Genomic DNA, 25,170 nt, shown 5'->3' on the forward strand with positions numbered 1-25,170 from the left:
TGAACGCATCGCCATGCGCGCGGAGCCTGCCGGTACAACGGGACGTGATTCATGCGTGGCTGCGCTTCGTTCGGGGACCGCGAAGCCACGCAGGGCGTGGCTCTACCCCCATCACGTCAGGCGCTGATCGCCATAGCCGCGCAGCCATTACCGCAGCCGCACGCGCGTCGCCGCAGCCGCGCCGCCATTACTGCAGCCGCGCGCCCCTCAACGCAACCGCGTCGGTGTGACCTTGGCCTGCTGGAAATCCGCCTGGCCCGTTGTCAGTGTCCAACCCACCAGCTCGGTGGTGACCGCCTGCAGGCCCTTCTCGAACGCCTGTGCCACATCGGCGGTACTGGTGCTGCCCACCGGCTGCTCCTGGCGGAAGGTGCGGTCGGCCACCACGCGCTGGTCCACCACATGGATCAGCTTGGCATTGATCTCGATGTAGGCCGTGGGCGTGGCCTGGCCGCGGTAATCGGATTCAAAGCGGCGCACGTCCAGGGCCAGCTTGTAGTCCGCGCGGATGCCGGTGGTGGCACGTGCCACGCCGGCAATGCGGCCGGAATCCTCGAAGCCGCGGACCAGCGCGTCATCCACCATGTCGGTGGCCGGCTGCGCCCAGCTCACGCCTTTGTAGACTTCCAGCTCGCCGGGGTTGGGGCGCACGTTGATGCGTGGGCTGTCCACGACGCGCGCCGCGGTGGGCTTGACCAGCACCAGCTGCCAGTCGACCTTCGGCCAGTTCTGGTCCGGCTGGATGCGCACCACCGGCGAATAGATCGTGACCTGGCTGCGCTCGCCGCCACCCAGCAACGAGGAGCAGGCGCCCAGCGCGACCATCAGCACGGCCGGCAGCAGCAGCCGGGGCAGGGAGGCGGGCAGGAGAGGGATCTGGCTCATTTGGGTTCGAACTCCTTCGGCGCGTCACGGCCCAGCAGATAGCGGGCCGGGTTGTTGTCCAGTTTGTCGCTGACCCGGCGCAGGTCGCGGATCAGCCCGCGCAGCTCGGTCAGCGTCGGGCCCAGCTGGGCCAGGCCATCGTTGGCGAAGCTGTTGATGGCCGCGCGGTTCTCGCCGAGGATCGAGTCGGCATTGCCGGCGGCCGAGTCGAGCTTGGTCAGGGTGGTTTCCAGCTTGTCCAAAATCGGCGGCAGCTGCTGCACCAGATTCTTGTCCAGGCGCTCGATGGTGCCGTTGGTGGTCTTGAGGGTCACGTCCAGGCTGCGCGCGGCGTCGCGCGCGCTGAGCAGCAGCGCCTGGGTGCCCTGGTCACGGTCGGCCAGGCCGCCGCTGATGGTTTCCAGGTTGGCCAGGGTGGCGTTGATGCTGGCCACGTTGCGGTCACTCAGCACCTGGTCCATGCGCTCGACGATGCGGTTGGCCACGTCGGTGATGTTCTGCAGCGCCGACGGCGTGGTGGGAATGATCGGCGCCGGGTCCCGGTTGACCGCGGTCAGGGCCTGCGCCTGCGGCGTGCCGCCGCTGAGCTGGATGATCGACGGCCCGGTCAGGCTGGTGATGGCCAGCTTGGCGCGGGTGTCGGTCTTGACCGGGGTATTGGAGTTCAGGCGGATGCGCGCCACCACCTGGCGGGGATCGTCCGGCACCAGGTTGAGTTCGGTGATCGAACCGACCGCGATGCCGTTGTACTGCACCGGGCTGCCAACCGACAGGCCGGTGACGGCCTCGCGGAAGACCACGCGGTACTCGGTCCAGGTGCGGTCGGAGGAGTACTTGGCGGCCCACAGGCCGAAGGCCAGCAGTGCCAGCCCCACGATCAGGGTGAACGCGCCGATCAGTACGTAATTGGCTTTGGTTTCCATGGCTTACTCGCTCTCAGGCTTTGCGGCGCGTGCAGCACGCGCGCGCGGTCCGTGGAAATACTCCTGGATCCACGGGTGCTCCAGTTGTTCGATCTCGTGCAGCGGTGCATTGGCGATCACCTTGTGGTCGGCCAGCACCGCCACCCGGTCGCAGATCGCGTACAGCGTGTCCAGGTCGTGGGTGATCAGCAGCACGGTCAGGCCCAGCGCTTCCTGCAGGGTCTTGATCAGGCGGTCGAACGCGGCCGCGCCGATCGGGTCCAGGCCGGCGGTGGGCTCGTCCAGGAACAGCAGCGGCGGGTCCAGCGCCAACGCGCGGGCCAGGCCGGCGCGCTTGCGCATGCCGCCGGACAACTGCGAGGGCAGCTTGTTGATCGCATCGGCCGGCAGCCCCGCCAGCTTCACCTTGAGCAGGGCCAGTTCGTAGTGCCAGCGCTCGGGCAGTTCGCCGTGGTGTTCTTTCAGCGGGACCTGCACGTTCTCGCCCACGGTCATGGAGGAGAACAGCGCGCCGTCCTGGAACAGCACGCCGGTATTGCGTTCGATGTGCAGGCGGTCGGCGCGGTTGTCGGAGCGCGCATCCACGCCCAGTACTTCGATATGGCCGGCATCGGGCGTACGCAGGCCGAGGATGCTGCGCATCAGCACGGACTTGCCGGTGCCCGAGCCGCCCACCACGCCGAGGATCTCGCCACGTCGTACGTCCAGGTCCAGGTCATCGTGCACGGTCTGGCTGCCGAAGCGGTTGGTCAGCCCGCGCACGCGGATGGCCAGCCCGGCGTCGTCGGCCAGGGCGGTGCGGGTGTCCTCGGCAGGGGCGGTCACAGTCGTCATCACCAATCCATGTGCATGAACCACAACGCGGCGAACGCGTCGATGATGATCACCAGCGAGATGGTCTGCACCACGCTGGACGTGGTGCGCTCGCCCACCGACTGCGCGGTACCTTCCACCTTCAGGCCCTCCAGGCACCCGATCAGGCCGATCACCGCGGCGAACACCGGTGCCTTGGACAGTCCCACCAGCATGTGCCGCACCTCGATGGTGTCGTGCAGGCGTGCCAGGTACATCTGCGGCGGAATATCCAGGTCGAACGCACCGACGGTCACGCCGCCGGCCAGCCCGGCGATCATCGCCACGAAGGTCAGCAGCGGCAGGGTGATGAGCAGGGCGATGATGCGCGGCAGCACCAGCAGGTCGACCGGGTCCAGGCCCAGGGTCCGGATCGCGTCGATTTCCTCGCGCGCCTTCATCGAGCCGATCTGCGCCGTGAACGCGCTGGCGGTGCGGCCGGCCAGCACGATGGCGGTGAGCAGCACCGCGAATTCGCGCAGGAAGGCGATGCTGACCAGTTCGACCACATAGATCTCGGCGCCGAAGTCGCGCAGGATCGTCGAGCCGAGGAAGGCGATGACCGCGCCGACCAGGTAGGACAGCAGGGCGACCAGCGGCACCGCATCCAGGCCCACCTGTTCCATGTGGTGCACAGTGGCGGTCAGGCGGAAACGGCGCGGTTCGCGCAGCAGGCGGCCGCCCTTGACCAGGTTCTCGCCGAGGAAGCTGGCCAGCGCCACGATGTTGTGGCCCGTGCTGTGTACGCTGACGCCCAGCCGTTCCAGTGCCGCCAGCACGCCGAAGTCGCGCTTTGGCTTGGGCCGGTCGTCGGCCACCTCTTCGATGGTGCAGACCAGCGCACGGTGTTCCTCGCGGAAGGTCAGCGCGTCCTCGGGCAGGTCGGCGCGATGGGCCACGCGCAGCACCTGCAGCACGCCGGCCGAATCGAGCTGGGTGATGCCGCTGGCATCGATCCCGGTCACTTTCTCCGGCGCCGCGCGCAGCACTTCGGCCGCGTCGAGCGCGGTACGCAACGTCCACTGTCCGGACAACCGGATCACGCCGGGGTCCTGTGGATCCTGTTCGAGTTGGGGGGCTTGGTCTGGCGTCATGGGGCGTCCTCCACGCAGCATAACCTGTCTGCGTGGAGGCCAAGTGTGTGCGCCGAACGACATCGTTGTTCAGCCCGGGCAGGCTTCGGGTAATACTACGTCGCATGTCTGCCGACGCACCCGCCATTGCCACCCCCCCGGCCACCTACGCACAGCGCGTGGCCTTCGTCTGTGAGATCGCCGGGCGCCTGCACAGTTACGGCACCACCGCGCAGCGCCTGGAGGCGGCCGTGGTGGCGCTGGCGCAGCGCCTGGACCTGGATTGCGAGCCGTGGTCCAACCCGACCGGGCTGATCCTGAGCTTCAGCGACCCGACCAAGGCGATCGGCTCGTCGGACATCACCCGCGTGATCCGCCTCGCCCCGGGCGAGAACGACCTGCATAAACTCAGCATCGCCGACCAGATCACCGACGCGGTCGCCAACGGCACCATGAGCATCGCCCAGGGGCATACCGCGCTGCGCCAGCTGGACAAGGATCCGGGCCGGCGCGGCAAGATCCGCATGATCCTGTCCTACAGCCTGGGCGCGGCCGGCGTGGCCGGGCTGTGGAAGCTGCCCTGGCTGGACATCGCCACGGCCGGCGTGATCGGCCTGCTGATCGGCATGATGACCCTGCTCACCGATCGGCGCCCGGCCAGCCGCGAGGCCAGCGAGGCGCTGGCGGCGCTGCTGGCCGGCACGGTGGCGGCCTTGGTGGCCTCGTTCGTGGGGCCGCTCAACCTCAACACGGTGATCATCGCCTCGCTGGTGGTGATGCTGCCGGGTATGTCGCTGACCAACGCGGTCAACGAACTGGCCAGCCAGCACTGGGTATCGGGCACGGCGCGCTTCGCCGGTGCGATCACCACCATTCTGAAGCTCACGGTGGGCGCGGTGATCGCGGTGACGCTGTCGGGCATTCTCGGGCTGGACCCGCTGGTGCGCGCGTCGCGGCCGCAGGCGGACTGGGTGGAATGGAGTGCGCTGCTGCTTGCCGCCTTTGCCTTCGCGATGCTGTTCAAGGCCAATCGCCGCGATTATCCGTGGGTGATGGCCGCATCCGTCGCCGGCTACGCCATTTCAAAATTCGCAGGGCAGGCGTGGGGGCTGCCGGCCGGCATCTTCATGTCGGCCATGGTGATGATGGCGGCCGGCAACCTGTTTGGACGCATCGTGCAGCGCCCGGGCGCGATCATCCGCCTGCCCGGCATCATCATGCTGGTGCCCGGCAGTACCAGCCTGCGCGGGGTGCTCACGCTGGTGCAGCAGCAGGACATGAGCGCCGGCCAGACCGTGCTGATGACGGTGCTCAACGTGGTAATGGCGCTGGTGGCGGGATTATTGTTCGGCAACCTGCTGGTGCCGGCGCGAAAGAATCTGTGAGTTATTGAGAGATTATGAGAGTTTCCGAGGGACACGCATGGCGTGTCTCTACGCGACGGCTGCAACCACCATCAACGCCCGACCCCAACACCAAGCGACCAAGGGTCGTAGTGACACGCCATGCGTGTCAACGCCATGATCCTGCGCACGTAAACGAGCCATGGGTGTCAACGCCATGACCCTGCGCACGTAAACGAGCCATGCGTGCCAACGCCATGTCCCTGCGCAAGCAAAAAAAACGCCGGCATCCGAGCCGGCGTTTTGAAACGAGCGCGTACCGCGCGTCGCTTACTTCTTGATCAGGAAATCTTCCAGCTTCTTGCCCTTGCCGGTGTGGGCGGCCAGCCAGCGCGGCTGCTTGCCGCGGCCGGTCCAGGTTTCCTTCGGATTGGCCGGGTTGCGGTACTTCGGGGCCACCTTGCCGAGCTTGCGCACGGCCTTCTTGGCCGGTGCGGCCTTGCTGGCCTTGGTGGCGCGACCACGGGTCGGCGCGGCGACACCGGCGACTTCCTCAAGGGTATAACCGTTGGCCTTGGCCAGCTTGCTCAGCTGCGCACGCACCTTGCTGACGGCGGGGCGCTTGGCAACGATGGTCTGCTGCTTTTTGGCGTTCTTGATCAGGGCGCCCAGTTCTTTGGCGGACAACCCGCTCAGGTCAATACTCATCAACTGCTCCGGAATCTAATGAAGGACGGGGGTCAGCCAGTCCTTGGCGTCATCCACAGCATACATTTTCATCCGAAGCCTGCACAGCAAGCAGGAATAATCAATGAAAACGGGATAATGAAAAGCCGGGATATTTCACCCGGCCTGTCATCATTTCGTCAGCGTTGCCATCAGCGCGTCGCGGTCGAGACTCTCCGCCTCGCTCGCCCGGCGCGAGCGGTACTCGTACGTGCCGGCGGCGACGCCGCGTTCGGACACCACCACGCGGTGCGGTATGCCGATCAGTTCCATGTCGGCGAACATCGCCCCCGGACGCAGGCCGCGATCATCCAGTGCCACATCCAGGCCGGCGGCCTGCAGCTGCGCCAGCAGTTCGGCGGCGGCGGCGTTGACGGCCTCGTCCTTCTTCGGGTTGATCACGCACACCACCACCTGCCACGGCGACATCGCGTCGGGCCAGATAATGCCGGCTTCGTCGTGATTCTGTTCGATGGCGGCCGCGACGATGCGTGAAATGCCGATGCCGTAGCAGCCCATCGCCAACACCGCCGCCTTGCCGTTTTCATCCAGCACGGTGGCATTCAATGCCTGCGCATACTGGCGGCCCAGCTGGAACACGTGACCCACTTCGATACCGCGCGCGATCTTCAACTCGCCACCATCGGCGGCGCGATCGCCTTCCTTCGCGTTGCGGATATCGGCCACGTCCGGTTCGACCAGGTCACGGCCCCAGTTGACGCCGGCAATATGGAATCCGGCTTCGTTGGCACCGATGACGAAATCGGCCATCGCCGCGACGTCGCGATCGGCCACGATGCGGATCGGCTGTGCCGGGTTGAGCGGACCCAGGAAGCCCGGTTCGCTGCCCAGGTGGGTGGCAATCTCGGCTTCGCTGGCCATGCGGTAGCCCTGCAGGCCCTGCACCTTGCCCAGCTTGATCTCGTTGACCTCGTGGTCGCCACGCACCAGCGCCAGCACGAAACCGGCCTCGCTCATGACCGCGATGGACTTGACGGTGCGCTCCAGGCCCAGGCCGAGCAGTGCGGCCACCGCTTCGCAGGTCTTCTGCGTGGGCGTGTCGACCTTGCGCAGCGCTTCACTGGCAGCGGGGCGCGGGCCCGGTGCGGCAGACACGGCCGCTTCCAGGTTGGCGGCGTAATCCGAGCCGGTGGAGAACACCAGCGCGTCTTCGCCCGAATCGGCAATCACGTGGAATTCCTGCGACGCATCGCCGCCAATGGCGCCGGAATCGGCCTGCACCATGCGGAAGTCCAGGCCCAGGCGGGTGAACACGCGGGCGTAGGCGGCCTTCATGTTCTCGTATTCGCGGACCAGGCAGGCGTCGTCCAGGTGGAAGGAGTAGGCGTCCTTCATCAGGAACTCGCGCGCGCGCATCACACCGAAGCGCGGGCGGATCTCGTCGCGGAACTTGGTCTGGATCTGGAAGAAGTTGATCGGCAGCTGCTTGTAGCTGGACAGCTCCTGGCGTGCGAAATCGGCCGCGGCTTCTTCAGCGGTCGGGCTGTAGCAGAACACCTGCTCCTTGCGGTCCTTGATCTTCAGCAGCTGCGGGCCGAACTTCTCCCAGCGCCCGGTGGCTTCCCACAGTTCCTTGGGCTGCAGCGTCGGCACCTGGAATTCCACCGCGCCGGCGCGTTCCATTTCCTCGCGCACGATGCGCTCGACCTTGCGCAGCACCCGCAGGCCCAGCGGCGACCAGATATACAGCCCCGAGGCCAGCTTGCGGATCATGCCCGCGCGGAGCATCAGGCGGTGGCTGGTGAGCTCCGCGTCGCTGGGGGTTTCCTTGGTGGTATGCAGGTGGAACTGGGAGAGGCGCATCGTCGGCTTCGCTGAACGGCGGAAAGCCTACATTCTGCCAGCCCAACCCCAATCGACCAACGGTCGAGTGGGGTTGGGCTGGCAGAATGTAGGCTGTAGCACACGCAGAGAACGGCAGGAGCCGTTCTCAACGTCGCGAAGCGACGGCCCGGAGGTTGCCAGCCACGACGGCGGGCATAACTGTCAGTCGTGTGACCGTCGCGGTCTACGCGTATCCGTCAGGCCGCCGGCTTGCAGTACGCCTTGACGCCGGCCTCGGCCAGGCCCTTCTGGCTCTGGCGCTGGCCGTCATCCAGCGGGGTATCGGGCTTGCCGTCGCCGTTGGTGTCCTGCAGCACCGCGCCCTTGCCGTTGAGCAGGGCCAGGTTGTTGCGGGCGGTGGTGCAATCGGCCGATTCGGCCGTTGCCGCGGCGGCGACCGCGGGGCGGCCGGCCGGATCCCGGCTCTGGATCTGGCGTTCTTCGGCCTTCTGGCCGGTGGGCGGCTTCTCCGAATACTGGGTCACGCCGTTGGCGTCTTTCCACTTGTAGACGGTTCCGGCGCTGGCCGACGCGCTGGCGAGCAGCAGCAGGCAGCACACGAGGGGCAGGGCACGCATGGCAACTCCGGGCAACGGGGGACAGGAGCGCGATTGCAGCATTACCGCCCCCTGCTGGCAAGCCTCCCCCCAAAACGGGGCCGCAGCCACTAAACTGACCCCATGGATGAGATGAAACCCCCGCCGCGCTCGCGCAGCATCTACCTGCTGCCCAACCTGTTCACCACCGCCGGCCTGTTCGCCGGGTTCTACGCGATCATCGCGGCGGCCAACGGCGATTTCGTCAATGCCGCCATCGCCGTGTTCGTCGCGGCGGTCATGGACGGCCTGGACGGCCGGGTGGCCCGGCTGACCGGGACCAGCAGCGAATTCGGCGTGCAGTACGACTCGCTGGCCGACTTGGTCAGCTTCGGCATGGCCCCGGCGCTGGTGATGTACCACTGGTCGCTGTCCTGGCTGAAGTTCGATGACCCCGTGCTGGGCCGCGTGGGCTGGGCCGTGGCGTTCCTGTATGCCGCGTGCGCCGCGCTGCGCCTGGCGCGCTTCAATACCCAGGTCAGCGTGGTCGACAAACGCTGGTTCATCGGCCTGGCCAGCCCGGCCGCCGCTGGCCTGATGATGTCCTTCGTCTGGGCCTTCGCCGACGGCACGCTGGGCTGGGATGGCAACGAGCTGCGCTACGTGGCGCTGGGCGTGACCCTGGTGGCCGCCCTGCTGATGGTCAGCCGGATCCGCTTCTGGAGCTTCAAGGGCAGCGGCGTGAAAGGCCCGCGCGCCGACCGCGTGCCGTTCCTGGCCCTGGCGCTGGTGCCGATCGCCATCGCCATCATGGTCATCGACCTGCCGCGCGTGCTGTTTGCGGTGGGCGTGATCTATGCGCTGTCCGGCCCGCTGTACTGGCTGTGGCAGCGCACCCGCAAGACGGCCGAGCCCAACGCGTGAGCATTCCGGCCGACCCGCCGCTGTGGTCCGCTGCCCAGCAGTCCTGGCTGCAGGCGATGGGCTACACGGTGTTCGTGGACGGCAACGTGGAGGCGGCCGTGCCCGAGACGGGGATCGAGCTGGGGCTCGCCGCGGCAGCGCAGGCGACGCAGCCGGCGCCCGCAGCGGAACGCACGGCACCGGCACCGCGCGCGGTCGACCCCGATGCGCCGCCCCGGCGTGAACCCGCGCCCGTGCGCCGCGCCGCGCCGGCCAGCACCGACGATCCGACGGCCGCCGCGCCGCGCGAACGTGCCACGGGGGGCCGCCGACCGGCAGTCCGCATGCCCGATCGGCTGCAGATCGCACTGCTGCGCGCCTCCGGGCGCAACCCGGCCGAGGCGGAGACCCAGGCGTTGATGGCCGGCTGGAACCTGGACGAACTGCGCGCCAACCCGGCCGCCAAGCGCGCGCTGTGGCCGCAGCTGAGGGCACTGCGCAAGCGGGGCCAAGGGTGAGCGCGGTCAGCTCGCCACGCCCGCTGTCACTGCGCGCGTTGCGCGAAGCCGACCTGGACGCGGTGATGGAGATCGAGCTGCGGGGCTATCCGTTCCCGTGGACGCGCGGCATTTTCGTCGATTGCCTGCGGGCCGGGTATCCGGCGCTGGTGCTGGAGGACGATGCGGTGCTGGTGGGCTACGGGGTGCTGAGCATCGCCGCCGACGAGGCCCATGTGTTGAACGTCTGCGTCGACCCGGCCTGCCAGACCCGCGGCCTGGGCCGGATGCTGTTCCGCGCGCTGGTCAAGCTGGCCCGCGACCACGGCGCGCTGCGGGTATTCCTGGAGGTGCGTCCGTCCAACACGCCGGCGATGGCGCTGTACCACAGCGAAGGCTTCAACGAGATCGGCCGCCGCCCGCGGTATTACCCGGCCCGCGAGGGACGCGAGGATGCGCTGGTGATGGCGATCGAGCTGATCGACGACGACATCCAGACGATGCCGCCGTTGTAAGGGCAGCCACGCAGGGCGTGGCTCTACCCTTGGCAGGTTCCCGGTTTCGGCGTAGAGCCACGCCCTGCGTGGCTGCTTGGCAGGTTCCCGGTTTCGGTGTAGAGCCACGCCCTGCGTGGCTGCGTACACCTTTCACCACCTTCAGAGCTTCGCGCGCTGCGCGACCAGCCCGTCCAGCTGCGCGGTCCATTCGACCAGGCGCACGCGCTCCTGTTCGATCACCGCCGGCGGCACCTTGTCGGTGAACCTGGCGAGCTTGACCTCGCTCTTCTCCTTCTCCGATTCCACGCGCTTGATTTCCTTGTCCAGGCGGGCGCGCTCGGCATCCAGGTCGACCAGGCCTTCCAGCGGCACCAGGAGTTTCAGGTCGCCCACGATCGCGGTGGCCGCCGGCGGGGTGTCCGCGTCGGCGCCCAGCCATTCGATGCGTTCCAGCTTGAGCAGGAACGACAGCGAGCTGTTGAAGCGCGCCAGCCGGTTGCGGTCCTCTTCGGTGCCACCCTGCAGCAGCAGGGTGACCTGCTTGGCCGGCGGCACGGCCAGCTCGCTGCGCACGCGGCGCAGTGCGCTGACCATCGACTTCAGCCATTCCACGTCGGCCTCGGCACGCACGTAATCCCCGGCGAACTCGTCGCCGGTGGGGTAGGCGCGCAGCGAAATGGTGTCGCCGTCGATGCCCAGGCGCGGTGCCACCTGGCGCCACAGCTGCTCGGTGACGAACGGGGTCAGCGGGTGCAGCAGGCGCAGCAGCGCTTCCAGCACGTACAGCAGGGTGTGGCGGGTGCTGGCCGCATCCTCGGCGTTGTCGCCGTTGAGCGCCGGCTTGGTCAGTTCCAGGAACCAGTCGCAGAACGCGTTCCAGGCGAACTCGTACAGTGCCTGCGCGAGCAGGTCGAAGCGGTAGTTGGCGTAGTGCGTCTGCGCTTCGGCCGACACCGCCGCCAGCCGCGCCAGGATCCAGCGCTCGGCATCGGTGCGCGGCTGCGGCACGCCGGTGAACTGCGCCCCCTCGGTGTTCATCAGGGTGAAGCGGCTGGCGTTCCACAGCTTGTTGCAGAAGTTCTTGTAGCCCTCGGCGCGGCTCATGTCGAACTTGATGTCGCGGCCGTGGGTGGCCAGCGCGGCGATGGTGAAGCGCAGCGCGTCCGCCCCGTGGGCGATGATGCCGTCGGGGAACTCCTTGCGGGTGGCCTTCTCGATCTTCGGCGCATCCTTGGGCTTCATCAGGCCGGTGGTGCGCTTGGCGACCAGGTCGTCGATGGAGATGCCATCGATGATGTCCAGCGGGTCCAGCACGTTGCCCTTGGACTTGGACATCTTCTGGCCCTGCGCATCGCGGATCAGGCCGGTGATGTAGACGTCCTTGAACGGAATCTTCCCGGTGAAGCTGTCGGTGGCCATGATCATGCGGGCCACCCAGAAGAAGATGATGTCGAAGCCGGTGATCAGCACCGACGACGGCAGGTAGCGCTCGAAACCGCGCTCGGCCATGGCGGCCTCGTTCGGCCAGCCCAGGGTGGAGAACGGCCACAGCTGCGAGGAGAACCAGGTCTCCAGCACGTCGCTGTCCTGGCGCAGGACGACGTCGGCGGCGAGGTTGTTCTTCGCGCGCGCATCGGCCTCGTCGCGGCCGACATGGCAGTTGCCTGCCTCGTCGAACCATGCCGGAATGCGGTGGCCCCACCACAGCTGGCGGCTGATGCACCAGTCCTGGATGTTCTCCATCCAGTGGCGGTAGGTGTTGATCCAGTTGGCCGGGACGAACTGGATGCTGCCCGGCTTTCCATCGGTACCTTCGACCAGCTCCAAACCGCGCTTGGCCAGCACGTCCATCTTCACGAACCACTGGTCGGTCAGGTACGGCTCGATCACCTGCTGGGTACGGTCGCCGCGCGGCACCTGCAGCTTGTGCGCCTTGGTCTCGACCAGGATGCCGAGCTCCTCGAGCTCGGCCAGGATCACCTTGCGTGCTTCGTAGCGGTCCAGCCCGCGGTACTTCTCCGGCGCGTTGTCGTTGATCGCTGCCACCGGGGTGAACAGGTTGATCATCGGCAGGTTGTGGCGCAGGCCCACCTGGTAATCGTTGAAGTCGTGCGCCGGGGTGACCTTGACCACGCCGGTACCGAAGGCGCGGTCGACGTAGTCGTCGGCAATCACCGGCACGCTGCGCCCGGTCAGCGGCAGGGTGACGCTGCGGCCGATCAGGTGCGCGTAGCGCTCGTCTTCCGGGTGCACCATCACAGCCGTATCGCCCAGCAGGGTTTCCGGTCGAGTGGTCGCCACGACAAGATACGGGCGGGTTTCGCGCAGCGTCTCGTTGCCGTCGGCGTCGCGCTCCACGTGCTCGTAGCTGGCGCCGTCTTCCAGCGCGTAGGCGATCGACCACAGGAAGCCGTCTTCTTCCACGCTTTCCACTTCCAGGTCGGAAATGGCGGTCTTGAGCACCGGGTCCCAGTTGACCAGGCGCTGGCCACGGTAGATCAGCCCCTGCTCATGCCAGCGCAGGAACGCCTCGACCACCGCCTCGGAAGGCTGCGGGTCCATGGTGAAGGTGCTGCGCGACCAGTCGGCCGAGGTGCCGATGCGGCGCATCTGGCGTTCGATGATGTCGCCCGACTGTGCCTTCCACTCCCACACCTTCTCGATGAACCCGTCGCGGCCCAGCGAATCGCGGCTCTCGCCGTTGCCGGCCAGCGCCAGGTTGCGCGACACCACCATCTCGGTGGCGATGCCGGCGTGGTCGGTACCCACCTGCCACAACGTGTCGTACCCGCGCATGCGGTGGTAGCGCACCAGCGCGTCCATCAGGGTCTGCTGGAACGCGTGGCCCATGTGCAGCGTGCCGGTCACGTTCGGCGGCGGCAGCAGGATGGTGTACGGCTCGCCCTTGCCGGACGGCTTGAAGTGCCCAGCCTTCTCCCAGGAGTCGTACAGCTCCGTTTCAAAGGTCTTGGGGTCGTAGCTGGAGGCAAGTTGGGTCATGCGGGGGAACCAGGAGGCAATCAGTAAAGGATCAGGGCGCTGGCGGCACCGATCAAGGGCGCCAGGCTTGCGGTTACATGTCGTATTTGTTCAGGTCGAAGCCCAGCGCCTTGTACTGGCGCCAGCGCTCGCGCAACGGCTCGCGCGCCTCCGGGTCGGCGGGGACCACCTCCAGCACGCGGTCGCAGCTGGCCAGGTACGGGTCGTCGCGCAGGTTGATCACCAGCGGGCGGGCGGGGGCCTCGGTGCCGGGCACCGCGATCAGCACCAGTGCCTCTTCTTCGTCCATGTCCTCACCGGCGATCTGGTGCGGAATGTAGGCATCGGCGTCGAACGACCACAGCAGCTCGTCCAGTTCCTCGGCCTGGGCCTGGTCGCGCGCCAGCACCAGGGTGAACAGCCCGGCGTCGTTGGCCTTGCGGGCCAGTTCGCAGACCAGGCGCAGCGGTTCCGTCAGGAACCGCGGCTTGGCGATCAGGTAGAAATCAGCCCGCGACATGGGCGCGGCCGACCTGGTCCAGCAGCCACTGGCTCAGCAGGCCGACCGGACGGCCGGTGGCCATGCCGCGCTTGCCCTCGTCGCTGGCCACGCCGGCGATGTCCAGGTGGGCCCAGCGCTGGCCTTCGGTGAAGCGCGACAGGAAGCAGCCGGCGGTGATCGCACCGGCCCAGCGGCCGCCGATGTTGTAGACGTCGGCGAAGCTGGAATCCAGCATCGGCTGGTACTCGTCCCACAGCGGCAGGCGCCAGGCGCGGTCGAACACGTGTTCACCGGCGGCCAGCAGCTCGTTGGCCAGGTCGTCATGCTTGGTCATCAGGCCGGCGGTCTGGTGGCCCAGCGCGACCACGCAGGCACCGGTCAGGGTGGCCACATCGACCAGCGCGGCCGGCTCGAAGCGCTGCGCGTAGGTCAGCGCGTCGCACAGGATCAGGCGGCCTTCGGCGTCGGTATTGCCCACTTCGATGGTCTTGCCCGACATGGCGGTGATCACGTCCGAGGGACGATAGGCGTTGCCGTCGATGGCGTTTTCGACCGCCGGGACCACCACCACCAGGTTCAGCGGCAGCTTCGCGGTGACCGCGGCGACGAAGGTGCCGATGACGTTGGCACCACCGCACATGTCGTACTTCATCTCCTCGATGCCGCCCTGGGTCTTCAGGTTGACGCCGCCGGTATCGAAGGTGATGCCCTTGCCGACCAGCACGTAGGGCTTGGCGTCGCCGCCGTTGTTCCACTTCAGCACCACCAGGCGCGGGCGGTTGGCCGAGCCACGTGCCACGGCCAGCAGCGAGCCCATGCCGAGCGCCTCCATCTGCGCCTCCTCCAGGATCTCGGCGTCGGCACCGGCGTGGGCCTGGGCGAAGGCGACCGAGGATTCGGCCAGGTAGGCCGGGGTGCACAGGTTGGGCGGCAGGTTGCCCAGCTCGCGGGCGTGCTGCACGCCGGCGGCGATGGCCTGGCCCTGGGTCAGCGCCTGGGTGTCCGTGCCGGCAATGGCCAGCGTGGCCAGGCCCTGGGCCTCGGGCTTCTTCTTGCCCAGCGTGGCGGTGTAGCGGTAGGCGGCGTGGTCGGCGGTGATCACGGCCTGGCGGATGTTCCAGGCGGCGTCGCGGCCCTTGACCTCGATCTCGGACAGGGTGAACAGCGCATGGCGGTTGACCCCGCTCTTCAGCGCGCGGCTGGCGTCGCCGACGGCCTTGAGGTACTGCGGGACCCCGAACTTGGCCGGCTCGCCGAGCCCGACCACCAGCACGCGCGGTGCGGTCACGCCGGGTACGTCATGCAGCAGGGTGGTGGCGCCGGTCTTGCCGCCGACGTCGCCGCGGCTGACCAGGGCGCTCAGGCGGCCGCCGGAAGCGGCGTCCAGGGCCTGTGCCGCCGGGCTCAGGGTCTGGTCGGCGTAGGCGCCGACGATGACGCAGTCGCACTCGGCCGAGGCCGGCGCTGCGTGGTTCAGGGTGAATTCCAGGGCCATTGATCAGATTCCGTTGGCAAATCCGTACAATCGCGAGCTGTTTACGTCCCGTCAGTAGACTGGGCAGCACCGCGAACGAATCCGAGAGTTTAAACCACCACCCCATGTCGAAGCTCGATCGCTATCTCCTGCGTGATTTCGTCCAGAGTTTCCTGGCCACCCTCATCGTTCTGCTGGTGGTGAGCGTCGGTGGTGTGCTGGTGGACATCCTCGGCAACATCGCCGATGGCCGCCTGCCCGCCCGCCTGCTCTTTTCCCAGCTGGGCCTGCAGTTCATCGTCTACATGCCGCTGATCCTGCCGCTGGCGCTGATGCTGGGCCTGCTGCTGGCCACGGCCCGGCTGTACCGCGACTCGGAAATGGCGGTGCTGACCGCCATCGGGGTCGGGCCCAAGCGGCTGCTGCGGCCGGTGCTGATGCTGGTGCTGCCGGTGGTGGCGCTGATCGCCCTGTGCTCGCTGTGGCTGGGCCCCTGGGCCGACCGCACCAGCGAACGGCTCATCCAGGAGGCCAACCGCAGCCTGGTGATGGCCGGCCTGGAGTCGGGCAAATTCACCATGCTTCCCAATGGCGGCGTGGTCTACCTGTCGTCCGTCACCGCCGACGGCAGTGGATTGGGCCGCATTTTCCTGCAGCGCGCGCGGGGCGACCGGGTCGAAGTGGCGTCGGCCGCACGCGGAAAGATGTTCTTCGAGGGCGACCGCCAGCGCTACCTGCAGCTGGAAGACGGCCACCAGGTCGAAGGTCCGCTGGCCGGGGGGCTGGACTACCGGTTGATGACCTTTGCCCGCAATGACGTGGCCCTCCCCGACGGCGCCGACACCCGCGACGAGAACGACCCGGAGCTGATGCCCACGGGCCAGCTGTTCGGCGACGAGCGCCCGGCGGCGCAGGCACAGCTGCATTCGCGCATCACCCCGCCGCTGATCGCGCTCGCCTTCGCCCTGATGACGCTGCCGCTGGCGCGCAGTTCGCCGCGCCAGCAGCGCTACGGCCGGATGATGCTGGCGTTCCTGGCCTACATGGTGGGCATGAACCTGATGTTCATCGGTACCCGCTGGATTGCCGACGGAAAGCTGTCCGGCACGGTGGGTTTGTGGTGGTTGAGCTTGCCGTTGCTGGCATTGGCCATCTGGATGTACCTGCGTGACGGCAAGCTGTCGCGCCCGCGGAGGACCGCATGAAGCTTCGCCCGATGCGGTTTGACCTGTACCTGGGCCGGGCGGTGTTCAGCACCGTCCTGCTGACCTGGGCCGTGCTGGTGGGCCTGGACGTGGTGATGGCGTTCTCCGGCGAGTTCAAGGACGTCGGCAAGGGCGGCTACACCCTGGGGCATGCCGCGGCGGCGGTGCTCTACACGGTGCCGCGCCGCGCCTACACGTTCTTCCCGACCGCCGCGGTGATCGGGTCGCTGATGGGGCTGGGCCAACTGGCGGCCACCTCCGAACTGACCGCGCTTCGCGCGCTGGGCCTGTCGCGCAAGCGGCTGAGCGTTTCGGTGGCAATCGCGCTGTCGCTGCTGACCGCGGTGATGGTGGTGAGCGGCGAAACGCTCGCGCCGTGGGCGCAGGAGCGTTCGGACACCATCAAGGCCAGCGCCAAGTCGGGGCAAAGCCTGGCGTCGTCGCGGTACTCGGGCATCTGGGTGCGCGAGGGCGATACCTTCCTCAATGCGGTCAGTGGCGACGAACAGCTGCTGCCGGGCGGCGGTACCCGGCTGGTGCTCAGTGACGTGCGTCTGTACCAGATCGCCGACGACGGGCACCTGGCCTCGCTGACACACGCTGGCACCGTCGAGCACGGTCCGGACGGGTGGACGCTGCGCAAGGTGCGCCGGGATACCTTCGGCGAGCGCTCGGCAACGCGTACCACGGCGGAATCGGAGAAGTGGGATTCGCAGCTGGACGCGGCCGCACTGGCCACCGGCATGTCCAAGCCGCGCAACCTGCCGGCGCGCGACCTGCGCACCAGCATCGAGTACCGCAAGCGCAACGGCCTGGATGCCCGCGATTATGAGGACATCTACTGGAGCCGCTGGTTCTATCCCATCAACGTGCTGGCGCTGTGCCTGGCGGCGGTGCCGTTCGCCTTCGGTTCGCTGCGCAGCGGCGGCATGGGCAAGCGGCTGTTCCTGGGCATCCTGTTCGCGCTGGGCTTCTGGCTGCTGCAGCTGTTCTTCGGGCGCATGGCGGGCGCGCTGAAGTTCGATTACCGCATTGCCTATGCGTTGCCGCCGATAGTGATGCTGGTGGTGTCGGGCATGCTGTTCCGGCGCAAATCGGGGTGACGGGTCACCCCGACTAGCGCGGGATCCGCCGAAGGCGGGTGCCGCTCGCCCGGTCGTACCACGTCAGGCGCTGCCGGTCGATCAACGCCCACCACAGCCCCAGCCCACCCAGCAGCACCGACAGCGTGCCCACCGCGTAGCGCAGCCACAGCTGGCGTCGTGTGGGTGCGGTGCCATCGGGGCCGACCACCTGCAGCCGCCACGGCCGCATGCCCAGCGTTTGGCCGCCGCGCCGCCAGCTTTCGACGGCGTACAGGCCGGTCACCGCCCAGCAGCACGCCCACAGCACCCATTGCAGGGCGCTGAACGGCGCGATGTTGTCCCGCGCGGCGTGGCCGAACGCGTAACCAGCGGTAAACAACGCGCCAAGCAGCATCCACAGTGCCAAGGCCGGGAAGAAGTCGTACACCAGCGCCAGCAACCGCCACAGCAGCAGCGAGGCGGGGCGGGCGGTGTCGATGACGGCGGCGGTGGCGGTGGGCGTGTGCATGCGCCGAGCATACCTGCGCCTGCGCGCGTGTTGGAATGGCCGCTGCCGCCCCGGCTCCGTATCCTGTGGACATGTCCGACACCCCCACTCCCGCCGCCCGCCGGCAACTGGTGCAGCACCTGCCCGAGCTGCGCGATGCCGACAACGCACTGATCCAGCGCTTCCTCGACGCCATCTGGGCCGAGCAGGGCCTGGCCCGGGCCAGCCTGGACGGCTACCGGCGTGACCTGGAAGGGCTGGCGCGCTGGCGCGACGGGGCCGCGGGTGGGTTGGGGGGCATCGACCGCACCGGGCTGTTCGACTACCTGGCGTGGCGCACCCGGCATGGCTGGTCGCAGCGCAGCAACGCCCGGCTGTTGTCGGCACTGCGCGCCTTCTTTGCCGATGCGGTGCGGCGCGGCCAGCGCAGCGAAGACCCGAGCGCGCTGCTGGACCCGCCGCGCCTGCCGCGGCTGCTGCCCAAGGCCCTGGCCGAAAGCCAGATCGACGCCCTGCTGGCCGCGCCGGATGTCGACCAGCCATTGGGCCTGCGCGACCGCGCGATGCTGGAGCTGATGTACGCCGCCGGGCTGCGCGTGAGCGAACTGGTCGACCTGCCGGCCAACGCCGTCAACCTGCGCCAGGGCGTGCTGCGGGTAACCGGCAAGGGCAGCAAGGAGCGGTTGGTGCCGCTGGGCGAGGAATCCCAGCACTGGCTGGAACGCTACCTGGCCGAGGCGCGCCCGCAGCTGGCGGGCAAACGCGCCGTCCCGGCCGCCCGCGACGGCAGCGTGCCGCTCTTCCTCGACCCGTCATTGCATGCGCTGAGCCGCCAGCAGTTCTGGGTGCTGGTGAAGAAGTACGCAGCGCTGGCCGGGATCGACCCGGTGCGGATCAGCCCGCACGGGCTGCGCCACAGCTTCGCCACCCACCTGCTCAACCGCGGCGCGGACCTGCGCGCGCTGCAGATGCTGCTCGGCCACAGCTCGCTGTCCACCACCCAGATCTACACCCTGGTGGCACGCGAACACCTGCAGAAGCTGCATGCGCGGCATCATCCGCGGGGGTGAGCGGCGCGGCGCGTGCGGTTACCGCCGCAGGGAATGCACTTCATCACCGGGTCGTTTGCCCCAGAGGGGGGCAACGCCCTCCACACTGTCGAAGGAAGCCAGGCTCCACGTGCGCCGGCTCCTCACCGAGCCGGTATCGGAACTGTCCCACCAGATAAAACTGTGACAGGACCGCGCATCACCATCGACCGAATCGTGCCCGCGGCTGCGACCCTCACCCTCATCCTCATCCTGCGCAGGAGGAGCGTTGTCGACCGCGCCGGTACCGGCCATCAGGTGGCTGGGAGCGGCCGCCAAGGGTGTGTCAGGGGGGAGTGTTGCGGGATGTAGAGCATGGCACGCGTTCAGCAGCCTGGCCATGCCGATGTGGACCGGCACCGAGGGATTCAGCGTCGCTCCCAGACGGGCCAGTTTCGTGGCGCGCGAGATCAGCTGGTCCTCGGCCAACCTGCCTTTCCCGTAGGCCCGGTACATGGCCGCTTCGCTGTTGGAGAGGCTGCTCAGGGCCAAGGCGTATCGCTTGCCGCCCGGGTCTGGCGTGTTGGCTGCCAGCGCCACGCGTGCGGTGGTGCTGCCAAGTAGATGGGCCTTGAGAGACAGAGTGAGCGAGGGAAGGCAGCGCATTGGCGTGGAGGTAGCGTAGGACGTCCGAGGCTGGGCCTTCGGATGCGCGGCTGCTTCCAGAAATCACTCACCTGACGCGACCCGAGTGCCGGCTCCCTCTGCTGGGCGTACCTCGCGTTCCAGCCGGCTGTGCGAGAATTCGCACATCCCCTACCGTGGAACGCCTGATGCTTCGTGTCCTTACCGTCGCCCTGTTCGGCGCGCTCAGCCTGACGGCCTGCGCCCAGCCGGCCGCCCCGGTCGCCTCCTCTTCGAACAAGCCGGCCGCCAGTGCGGCACCGGCGTCCAACGCCACGGCCGAGCAGACCGTGCGTACCGCGCTGGCCAGCCTGGATGCAAAGTTCAACCCCGATTACATCGGTGCCGCACCGTTCCCGGGCTTCCGCGAAGTGCTGGTGTCCGGTCAGGTGCTGTACGTGTCCGACGATGGCCGCTACCTGATGCAGTCGCAGCCGTATGACATCCAGAACCGGGGGCCGGCCAGCAGTGCCGGGCTGCTGTCTTACCGCAAGGCCCTGCTGGACAAGGTGCCGCGCAGCGAGCGCATCGTGTTCGCCGCGCCCAACCCGAAACACACGATCACGGTGTTCACCGACATCGAATGCGGCTACTGCCGCAAGCTGCACCAGGACCTGCCCGAACTGAACCGCCAGGGCATCACCGTGGAATACCTGGCGTTTCCGCGCATGGGTCCCGGCAGCCAGGACTTCACCGATATGATTTCGGTCTGGTGCGCCGTGGACAAGCGCAAGGCGCTGACCGAAGCCAAGAGCGGCCAGGCGGTAGCGCCGAAGAACTGCACCAGCCCGGTGGCCATGCAGTACAACCTGGGCCAGCAGGTCGGCGTGAGCGGCACCCCGGCGATCTTCGCCGCCGACGGCACCCAGCTGGGCGGCTATCTCACCCCGGCACAGCTGGCCAAGGCGCTGGAGCGGCAGTCCCGGTAAACCGGGCTGTCCAGACCGGAGGCTCAATGCCTCCGGTCCGACCAGCGTGGCTCAGCCGCTGGGATTGTTGGCGCGCGTCGCCAGCTTTTGCCTGAGTTCCGTCATCATGTCGTTCTTGACGGCGCTGTCCTTCTGCCGCCCCGGAAGTCCCGCGAACGCGTTGTTGACTCCGGTGGCCCCCTTTTCTACAACCTTGTAGTGAACGTGGACCACCTTGGGTGCAGCGGTCTTGTCATCCACCGCGCGCTGCTCCGATTCCAGGTCCAGCATTGCGCGACGCTCGGCGATCTTCCGCAGCAGCTCGGTCGGCAACGTACCCCCGAACAGGTCGCTATGGTTGAGGCGCCCACGAGCGGCATAGCGTGCGCTGCTGTCCGGCGCCTCGTGTGTCTTTTCCTTGCGGGTCCCGAAACTCACTGTCGCCTGGTCCTCGAGCGAGCGGCTCTTGATCAACGGAGTGCGCTGCAACTCCTTGAGCAGACCGCCCGAGGTTGCATGAACCTGCGCGGCAGGGAAGGCGGGCGGCGCTGGGGGGGGCGGGGGAGCGGGTGCCGTTGATGGCAGCGTCGGCTCGCTCGCGCATTTCACTTCCAGGAGGGCGGGCCGGGGTATGCGAAAGACGGAGGGAAATGCAGCTGCATCCGTCTTCGCATCGGTGGTATCAACGTGATTGGACCGGGTCGCAACACCCGCCGGGCGGGCTGCCCAATGATTGTGCGGCCAGCCGCCTTGGAGGTTCCCGGCGGTGCGTGCCGCGCTGGTTCCTGCAGCCCCATGAATCAGCAGGGGTGCAGTGCGCGGACCACGTTCCGTTTCCCGCGGCACCGGCGGCACGTGCAGCTGCGCCGGTGCCATCAACTTCCTCACATCCTGCAGAGACAGCTTGTCGGCTTTTCGGAACTCGAACGGGCGGACAGGCGGGTCCGACACCTTCGGTCGGTTGGAGAGATGCGTGAAGGAGCGGAGTTTGACCGTGGGGAGCTCCAGCTTCGTCTTGGCGCGTGAACTGCCGAGGAAGGCGGCGATCCGAAGGAGGGGGGTGGGGACGCGGGAGGTTGCAGTAGTCATGAGCTTCCAATGGCAATCGAACGAGTGCCCCGCCATTGTTGGTGCAACCCCGTGGCAGACTTTCATGAAACGCTCGCGCCCCGCGCGCGCCATGCATCACGGGGCGTCACGGGCGTTTATTCCTCTGCACCATTCCAATCGCTGTCATCCGGTGACCGGGTCATGGCGCTGAGCACCGCGTGCTGGCCGACCTGCTCAGGGATCCCAACCGTGGTCGGAAGCATCGTCGTCCGGGCCGCTGCCAATGCCCGAGTCGCTGGAAGATGCCTGGCGAGCCAAGGATGTTTCTCCGCTCCCGATGTTGATGAGGGCGCGCTGGTAGAAGTCCTCCATCGCTGACGCCACACGGGTCGGTTCCACGTCCAGGATGCGCCTGACAGACGCAGCCTGTCCTCTCGCCCGTATTTCCGCCAACAGGTCCGTTGGAAGCGCCGAGCGGTGCAGGGGCTGGGCAGGCGCCGGACCCGCGTCCTTGACGGGGAGCGTCTGCGGAACCGTCGCGCTGGCGACCTGCGGGGCGTGCGGTCGTTGTCCGCCTGCATCGGCCAGATGCGGGTAGATGGCCTTGTCGGGAAGGCGTGCCTTGAATTCCGCGAACGATTCGCCGCCGGCGCGCAGCTGCAACGCGGTTCGTAGTGCCTGCGACATGGTCTGTTCCTGGAGGCCAACTCGATTGGCGCTGCCGGCGCTGGGCGGGAGGGCTGTGTTCGCCAGCGGGAGTGGCGCGGGAGCGTGGACGCCTGCCTTGGCACGGTCCAGCAGCCACGCAGGTTTGGGCGCCGGGACAGGCTTGGTGGGCACGGGCGCCTGCGCGCGCATCTGCGGTGATGGTACGAACGCTGCCGCCGCCTTGGAGCGCGCCAACAACGCCGGTGGCTTCGGCGGAACAACGGGCTTCATGGAGGGGGCGGGCGGCGCGCGCCGTTTCCGTCCCATGGGGCCCTCCTGCAGCGCCGTCATGAGCACCACATTGCGGGCGGCCGGCGTCCGTGTCTCGCGGTTCGACCCGGAGCTGCGCGCAGGCAATTCGCCAAACATGTCGCCGTCCAGGCTGTCGCGGTGCGGTCGGGCCGGTGCGCTGTGATCGGTGGCGGACTGCCCGCTCAACCATGCGATCAGCGTGCTGTTGCCGGCTTCCACCAGTGCGGGGGGCGCGGCATGCGCCGATCCGGCCGTTTGCGAGGTGCCAAAGAAATTGTCGACGGCCCACGTCGGCTTTACCGGGGAAGACGTACCGGGGGCGGGTGTCGGCAGAGGCGTGTGCCATCTGCCGGACGCCTTGTTGTTGCTTATCTCAGTGGGAGATAGAGGCTTGAGGAGCTGCCGTAACGACCGCTCGTTTTTCGCGCTCTCGTTGCCCAGGCGCGCAAGGAGGTTGATGAGGGGAGTAGGAATGCGCATGTCGATCAAACATCTGAAGGACCGGCAACCTACGGCCGATCACGCAGCGCCGCTATCAGTTTGCGCTCATTCCTGCGCAACACCCGGGGCCACACTGGCCCCGGGCGCCCTGTACTTACTTCAGGCCGGTACTGATGGTGTTCACCAGCGTGCCTTGTGCGTCATCGCCACTGAACTCCCAGAAGAACGCGCCGCCCAGTCCCTGGGTCTTCACGTAGCCCATCTTCTCGGTCACCAGCGCCGGCGTATCGAAGCTCCAGAACGTGGTGCCGTTATAGCTCCAGGTGGCCCGTGCATTGGCGTCGGTGAAGATGGGATGGTTGAGGTTCTTCAGCACCTTCCAGTCTTCGATGCCCGCCTCGTAGGTACCCGGCGCGGCGCTGCCGCTCTGGTACAGGCCATTGTTGACGTTGGGCACGTTCGTCCAGCCGCGGCCGTAGAAGCCGATGCCCAGGTTGAGCTTGCTGGCCGGCACGCCACGGCTGATGAACGCTTCCATCGCATCGTTGCTGTTGTACAGCTTCGTATCACCGGTGGAGGGGTCGGCCGGCGAATTGAACAGCGCCGAGTGGTGCCCGGTGATCGGGTCGAAGGCGCCGTGGAAGTCGTACGTCATCACGTTGATGAAATCCAGGTAGCCGTGATACGCGGCCGGGTCGGTCACGCGGATCTTGTCGATGCCCGCGCCTACCGCCACGGTCAGCAACAGGCCAGGGCGCACCGCGTCCAGCTGGCGGCGGAACTCGGCCAGCAGTGCGGTGTAGTTGGCATTGTCGGCCGGCGTCCCGCAGCTCAACCCGCACCCCACCGGGTACTCCCAGTCGATGTCGATGCCATCGAACACGCCCGCCGCCGCGCCCACGCCGCCGGCACCGTCGGTCACCGGCAGGTTGCCCTTGATGTAGGCATCGACGCACGACGCCACGAAGGCCTGGCGGTTGGCGGGCTGTGCCGCGCTGGAGAAGCCGCGCGACCAGGTCCAGCCGCCCAGCGAGATCAGCACCTTCACGTTCGGGTGCTTGGCCTTGAGCTGCTTGAGCTGGTTCCAGTTGCCGCGCAGCGGCTGGTCCCAGGTATCGGCGCCGCCACTGACGCTTTCGCCCGCCTGGAAGGCCTTGGTGTAGTCGGCGAACGCATCGCCACCCACGCCGGTGTTCGGGTCCGAGGCCTGGGTAATGCCCACTTCGCAGCGGTTGTTGCGCACGTTGCCGAAGGCGTAGTTGATGTGGGTCAGCTTGCTGGCCGAGCCGCTGGTGTCGATGTTCTTGACCCGGTAGTTGCGCCCGTAGATGCCCCACTGGGTGAAGTAACCGATCACCCGCTTGTTGCCACCCGTGCCGCCACCGGTGGCGGTGGTGACGCTGATCGACGCGCTCTGCGCCGAGGCATTGCCGGCGTTGTCACGGGCGCGCACCCGGTAGGTGTAGGCCGTGCTGGCGGTGAGGCCGCCGTCGGTGTACTGGGTGGCGCTGGGCGAACCGACCAGGCTGCCGTTGCGGTACACGTCGTAACCGGCCACGCCGCTGCCGCCGGTGTTGTCGCTGGCCGCGTTCCAGGCCAGGTTCACCGTGGTGGCGGTTTTGGCGGGCGAGGCCAGGCCGCCGGGCACGCTGGGCGGGGTGGTGTCGTTGCTGGCCGCGTTGACCGTCACGCTGACCGTGGCCGAGGAGGTCACCGCATTGTTGTTGTCGGTGGCCACCGCCTTGAACGTGTGGCTGCCGGCGCTGGCGTTGGTCCAAGCCACGCTGTACGGGGCGCTGGTGTCGATGCCGAGCGAGGTGCCGCCGCGGAAGAACTCGACCTTGGCCACGCTGCCATCACTGTCGCTGGCAGTGGCGCTGACGGTGATGCTGCTGCCGGCGGCAAAGCTGGCGCCGTTGGACGGCGAGGTCAGGCTGACGCTCGGGGGCTGGTTGCTGCCGCCAGTGTCGCAGGCGCCCAGGTTGGTGTAGTACGGCGCGCCGGCGGGGTGGTCGGGCGGGGCGTTCCAGATGTCCTGGTTGGCCCGGTACAGCACGCCGCCCTTCTGCAGGGTGCTGCCGGACAGGTAGATCACGTTGCCGTTCCACTCCGGCACCCCGGTACAGCTGGCCGCCAGGGCCAGGCCGGGGCTCAGTGCCGCCGAGCCCAACGCCAGGGCCAGCAGCCAACGCCGATGCCGGGCGGGGGAGCGGGGAGATAACGATGTCACCGTACTGCGCGCAATCGGGTCAGTCATGTCTTACTCCGATCAGGTGGTGGGCGCTGG

General features: G+C 67.8%; 22 protein-coding genes and 1 pseudogene. 8 read left to right on the plus strand and 15 right to left on the minus strand.

The window, feature by feature from the left end; all coding sequences use genetic code 11:
- Positions 1-207 precede the first annotated feature (207 nt).
- The 4 genes from AC3ITN_RS03140 to AC3ITN_RS03155 are packed head-to-tail and all read right to left on the minus strand — an operon-like array spanning position 208 to position 3,754.
- A complete protein-coding gene (locus AC3ITN_RS03140) occupies positions 208-885 on the minus strand; it encodes an ABC-type transport auxiliary lipoprotein family protein (protein ID WP_489392052.1) in 678 nt (225 codons plus the stop codon).
- Positions 882-1,808 carry an MlaD family protein gene (locus AC3ITN_RS03145; RefSeq protein WP_313347862.1) on the minus strand — a complete coding sequence of 309 codons (927 nt, stop codon included), beginning with the start codon at positions 1,806-1,808 and terminating at the stop codon, positions 882-884. The genes AC3ITN_RS03140 and AC3ITN_RS03145 overlap by 4 nt, the downstream gene beginning before the upstream one ends.
- 3 nt (positions 1,809-1,811) lie before the next feature.
- A complete protein-coding gene (locus AC3ITN_RS03150; RefSeq protein WP_489392053.1) occupies positions 1,812-2,642 on the minus strand; it encodes an ABC transporter ATP-binding protein in 831 nt (276 codons plus the stop codon).
- A complete protein-coding gene (locus AC3ITN_RS03155; RefSeq protein WP_313347860.1) occupies positions 2,642-3,754 on the minus strand; it encodes an ABC transporter permease in 1,113 nt (370 codons plus the stop codon). Before AC3ITN_RS03155 ends, AC3ITN_RS03150 begins: the two co-directional genes overlap by 1 nt.
- Before the next feature lie 104 nt (positions 3,755-3,858).
- On the opposite strand from AC3ITN_RS03155, the gene AC3ITN_RS03160 reads away from it, so the two are divergent.
- The gene (locus AC3ITN_RS03160; protein WP_489392054.1) at positions 3,859-5,118 is read left to right on the plus strand and encodes a threonine/serine exporter family protein; all 1,260 of its coding nucleotides are present in this window, start codon (positions 3,859-3,861) and stop codon (positions 5,116-5,118) included.
- Positions 5,119-5,409: 291 nt separating this feature from the next.
- On the opposite strand, the pseudogene AC3ITN_RS03165 reads toward AC3ITN_RS03160, so the two are convergent.
- From AC3ITN_RS03165 to AC3ITN_RS03175, 3 genes and pseudogenes are all read right to left on the minus strand, one after another.
- A pseudogene (locus AC3ITN_RS03165) lies at positions 5,410-5,784 on the minus strand (H-NS histone family protein); the annotation flags it as partial.
- Between the two features lie 150 nt (positions 5,785-5,934).
- Complete coding sequence (locus AC3ITN_RS03170; RefSeq protein ID WP_489392055.1) at positions 5,935-7,626, minus strand: proline--tRNA ligase; 1,692 nt, start codon at positions 7,624-7,626, stop codon at positions 5,935-5,937.
- A gap of 218 nt (positions 7,627-7,844) precedes the next feature.
- Positions 7,845-8,225, minus strand: a complete 381-nt coding sequence (locus AC3ITN_RS03175; protein WP_489392056.1) for a DUF4124 domain-containing protein — start codon at positions 8,223-8,225, stop codon at positions 7,845-7,847.
- 102 nt (positions 8,226-8,327) lie between these two features.
- Between AC3ITN_RS03175 and pssA the strand changes: the two genes are divergently transcribed.
- From pssA to rimI, 3 genes are read left to right on the plus strand one after another with little or no spacing between them, the layout of a single operon-like run.
- Positions 8,328-9,107: a CDP-diacylglycerol--serine O-phosphatidyltransferase gene (pssA, locus tag AC3ITN_RS03180; RefSeq protein WP_313347856.1), complete on the plus strand. Its 780-nt coding sequence runs from the start codon at positions 8,328-8,330 to the stop codon at positions 9,105-9,107.
- On the plus strand, positions 9,104-9,604 hold the full coding sequence (locus tag AC3ITN_RS03185) for an SAM domain-containing protein (RefSeq protein ID WP_489392057.1): 501 nt from the start codon (positions 9,104-9,106) through the stop codon (positions 9,602-9,604). The genes pssA and AC3ITN_RS03185 overlap by 4 nt, the downstream gene beginning before the upstream one ends.
- On the plus strand, positions 9,601-10,098 hold the full coding sequence (gene rimI, locus AC3ITN_RS03190) for a ribosomal protein S18-alanine N-acetyltransferase (protein WP_489392058.1): 498 nt from the start codon (positions 9,601-9,603) through the stop codon (positions 10,096-10,098). Before AC3ITN_RS03185 ends, rimI begins: the two co-directional genes overlap by 4 nt.
- Before the next feature lie 141 nt (positions 10,099-10,239).
- On the opposite strand, the gene AC3ITN_RS03195 is transcribed toward rimI, so the two are convergent.
- The 3 genes from AC3ITN_RS03195 to AC3ITN_RS03205 form a co-directional block, all read right to left on the minus strand.
- On the minus strand, positions 10,240-13,080 hold the full coding sequence (locus AC3ITN_RS03195; RefSeq protein ID WP_489392059.1) for a valine--tRNA ligase: 2,841 nt from the start codon (positions 13,078-13,080) through the stop codon (positions 10,240-10,242).
- A gap of 73 nt (positions 13,081-13,153) precedes the next feature.
- On the minus strand, positions 13,154-13,579 hold the full coding sequence (locus AC3ITN_RS03200; RefSeq protein ID WP_313347853.1) for a DNA polymerase III subunit chi: 426 nt from the start codon (positions 13,577-13,579) through the stop codon (positions 13,154-13,156).
- Positions 13,566-15,056 carry a leucyl aminopeptidase gene (locus tag AC3ITN_RS03205; RefSeq protein WP_489392060.1) on the minus strand — a complete coding sequence of 497 codons (1,491 nt, stop codon included), beginning with the start codon at positions 15,054-15,056 and terminating at the stop codon, positions 13,566-13,568. The genes AC3ITN_RS03200 and AC3ITN_RS03205 overlap by 14 nt, the downstream gene beginning before the upstream one ends.
- Before the next feature lie 104 nt (positions 15,057-15,160).
- Between AC3ITN_RS03205 and lptF the strand changes: the two genes are divergently transcribed.
- Both lptF and lptG read left to right on the plus strand, forming a co-directional pair.
- Positions 15,161-16,240, plus strand: a complete 1,080-nt coding sequence (gene lptF / locus AC3ITN_RS03210) for an LPS export ABC transporter permease LptF (protein WP_313347851.1) — start codon at positions 15,161-15,163, stop codon at positions 16,238-16,240.
- Positions 16,237-17,343: an LPS export ABC transporter permease LptG gene (lptG, locus tag AC3ITN_RS03215; RefSeq protein ID WP_313347850.1), complete on the plus strand. Its 1,107-nt coding sequence runs from the start codon at positions 16,237-16,239 to the stop codon at positions 17,341-17,343. The genes lptF and lptG overlap by 4 nt, the downstream gene beginning before the upstream one ends.
- Positions 17,344-17,356: 13 nt before the next feature.
- Here lptG and AC3ITN_RS03220 read toward each other — a convergent pair whose 3' ends face one another.
- Positions 17,357-17,833 (minus strand): RDD family protein, encoded by a 477-nt coding sequence (locus AC3ITN_RS03220; RefSeq protein WP_313347849.1) that lies wholly within the window; start codon positions 17,831-17,833, stop codon positions 17,357-17,359.
- 71 nt (positions 17,834-17,904) lie between these two features.
- Here AC3ITN_RS03220 and xerD point away from each other — a divergent pair, with 71 nt between their 5' ends.
- On the plus strand, positions 17,905-18,882 hold the full coding sequence (xerD, locus tag AC3ITN_RS03225) for a site-specific tyrosine recombinase XerD (RefSeq protein ID WP_489392061.1): 978 nt from the start codon (positions 17,905-17,907) through the stop codon (positions 18,880-18,882).
- An 18-nt stretch (positions 18,883-18,900) separates the two neighbouring features.
- On the opposite strand, the gene AC3ITN_RS03230 is transcribed toward xerD, so the two are convergent.
- Positions 18,901-19,440 carry a hypothetical protein gene (locus tag AC3ITN_RS03230; RefSeq protein WP_489392062.1) on the minus strand — a complete coding sequence of 180 codons (540 nt, stop codon included), beginning with the start codon at positions 19,438-19,440 and terminating at the stop codon, positions 18,901-18,903.
- Between the two features lie 233 nt (positions 19,441-19,673).
- Here AC3ITN_RS03230 and AC3ITN_RS03235 point away from each other — a divergent pair, with 233 nt between their 5' ends.
- Entirely contained in the window at positions 19,674-20,453 is a 780-nt protein-coding gene (locus AC3ITN_RS03235; RefSeq protein ID WP_313347793.1) for a thioredoxin fold domain-containing protein, read from the plus strand.
- A gap of 51 nt (positions 20,454-20,504) precedes the next feature.
- Here AC3ITN_RS03235 and AC3ITN_RS03240 read toward each other — a convergent pair whose 3' ends face one another.
- The 3 genes from AC3ITN_RS03240 to AC3ITN_RS03250 all read right to left on the minus strand — a co-directional run bounded on the left by AC3ITN_RS03240 (position 20,505) and on the right by AC3ITN_RS03250 (position 25,140).
- Positions 20,505-21,521 carry a hypothetical protein gene (locus AC3ITN_RS03240; protein ID WP_489392063.1) on the minus strand — a complete coding sequence of 339 codons (1,017 nt, stop codon included), beginning with the start codon at positions 21,519-21,521 and terminating at the stop codon, positions 20,505-20,507.
- A gap of 195 nt (positions 21,522-21,716) precedes the next feature.
- Positions 21,717-22,922 (minus strand): hypothetical protein, encoded by a 1,206-nt coding sequence (locus AC3ITN_RS03245; RefSeq protein WP_489392064.1) that lies wholly within the window; start codon positions 22,920-22,922, stop codon positions 21,717-21,719.
- Between the two features lie 115 nt (positions 22,923-23,037).
- On the minus strand, positions 23,038-25,140 hold the full coding sequence (locus tag AC3ITN_RS03250) for a glycosyl hydrolase family 18 protein (RefSeq protein ID WP_489392065.1): 2,103 nt from the start codon (positions 25,138-25,140) through the stop codon (positions 23,038-23,040).
- Positions 25,141-25,170 lie beyond the last annotated feature (30 nt).

Source organism: Stenotrophomonas sp. KH_036_B (genome assembly GCF_057839485.1).

What these genes read in the sequence shown, in the direction of transcription:
- xerD (WP_489392061.1), top strand. Translation starts at nt 17,905, where the DNA reads ATGTCCGACACCCCCACTCCCGCCGCCCGCCGGCAACTGGTGCAGCAC.
- AC3ITN_RS03235 (WP_313347793.1), top strand. Translation starts at nt 19,674, where the DNA reads ATGCTTCGTGTCCTTACCGTCGCCCTGTTCGGCGCGCTCAGCCTGACG.
- AC3ITN_RS03160 (WP_489392054.1), top strand. Translation starts at nt 3,859, where the DNA reads ATGTCTGCCGACGCACCCGCCATTGCCACCCCCCCGGCCACCTACGCA.
- AC3ITN_RS03175 (WP_489392056.1), bottom strand. Translation starts at nt 8,225, where the DNA reads ATGCGTGCCCTGCCCCTCGTGTGCTGCCTGCTGCTGCTCGCCAGCGCG.
- AC3ITN_RS03240 (WP_489392063.1), bottom strand. Translation starts at nt 21,521, where the DNA reads ATGACTACTGCAACCTCCCGCGTCCCCACCCCCCTCCTTCGGATCGCC.
- lptG (WP_313347850.1), top strand. Translation starts at nt 16,237, where the DNA reads ATGAAGCTTCGCCCGATGCGGTTTGACCTGTACCTGGGCCGGGCGGTG.
- AC3ITN_RS03205 (WP_489392060.1), bottom strand. Translation starts at nt 15,056, where the DNA reads ATGGCCCTGGAATTCACCCTGAACCACGCAGCGCCGGCCTCGGCCGAG.
- AC3ITN_RS03245 (WP_489392064.1), bottom strand. Translation starts at nt 22,922, where the DNA reads ATGCGCATTCCTACTCCCCTCATCAACCTCCTTGCGCGCCTGGGCAAC.
- AC3ITN_RS03200 (WP_313347853.1), bottom strand. Translation starts at nt 13,579, where the DNA reads ATGTCGCGGGCTGATTTCTACCTGATCGCCAAGCCGCGGTTCCTGACG.
- lptF (WP_313347851.1), top strand. Translation starts at nt 15,161, where the DNA reads ATGTCGAAGCTCGATCGCTATCTCCTGCGTGATTTCGTCCAGAGTTTC.
- AC3ITN_RS03140 (WP_489392052.1), bottom strand. Translation starts at nt 885, where the DNA reads ATGAGCCAGATCCCTCTCCTGCCCGCCTCCCTGCCCCGGCTGCTGCTG.
- pssA (WP_313347856.1), top strand. Translation starts at nt 8,328, where the DNA reads ATGGATGAGATGAAACCCCCGCCGCGCTCGCGCAGCATCTACCTGCTG.
- AC3ITN_RS03195 (WP_489392059.1), bottom strand. Translation starts at nt 13,080, where the DNA reads ATGACCCAACTTGCCTCCAGCTACGACCCCAAGACCTTTGAAACGGAG.
- AC3ITN_RS03155 (WP_313347860.1), bottom strand. Translation starts at nt 3,754, where the DNA reads ATGACGCCAGACCAAGCCCCCCAACTCGAACAGGATCCACAGGACCCC.
- AC3ITN_RS03220 (WP_313347849.1), bottom strand. Translation starts at nt 17,833, where the DNA reads ATGCACACGCCCACCGCCACCGCCGCCGTCATCGACACCGCCCGCCCC.
- AC3ITN_RS03145 (WP_313347862.1), bottom strand. Translation starts at nt 1,808, where the DNA reads ATGGAAACCAAAGCCAATTACGTACTGATCGGCGCGTTCACCCTGATC.
- AC3ITN_RS03150 (WP_489392053.1), bottom strand. Translation starts at nt 2,642, where the DNA reads ATGACGACTGTGACCGCCCCTGCCGAGGACACCCGCACCGCCCTGGCC.
- AC3ITN_RS03170 (WP_489392055.1), bottom strand. Translation starts at nt 7,626, where the DNA reads ATGCGCCTCTCCCAGTTCCACCTGCATACCACCAAGGAAACCCCCAGC.
- AC3ITN_RS03250 (WP_489392065.1), bottom strand. Translation starts at nt 25,140, where the DNA reads ATGACTGACCCGATTGCGCGCAGTACGGTGACATCGTTATCTCCCCGC.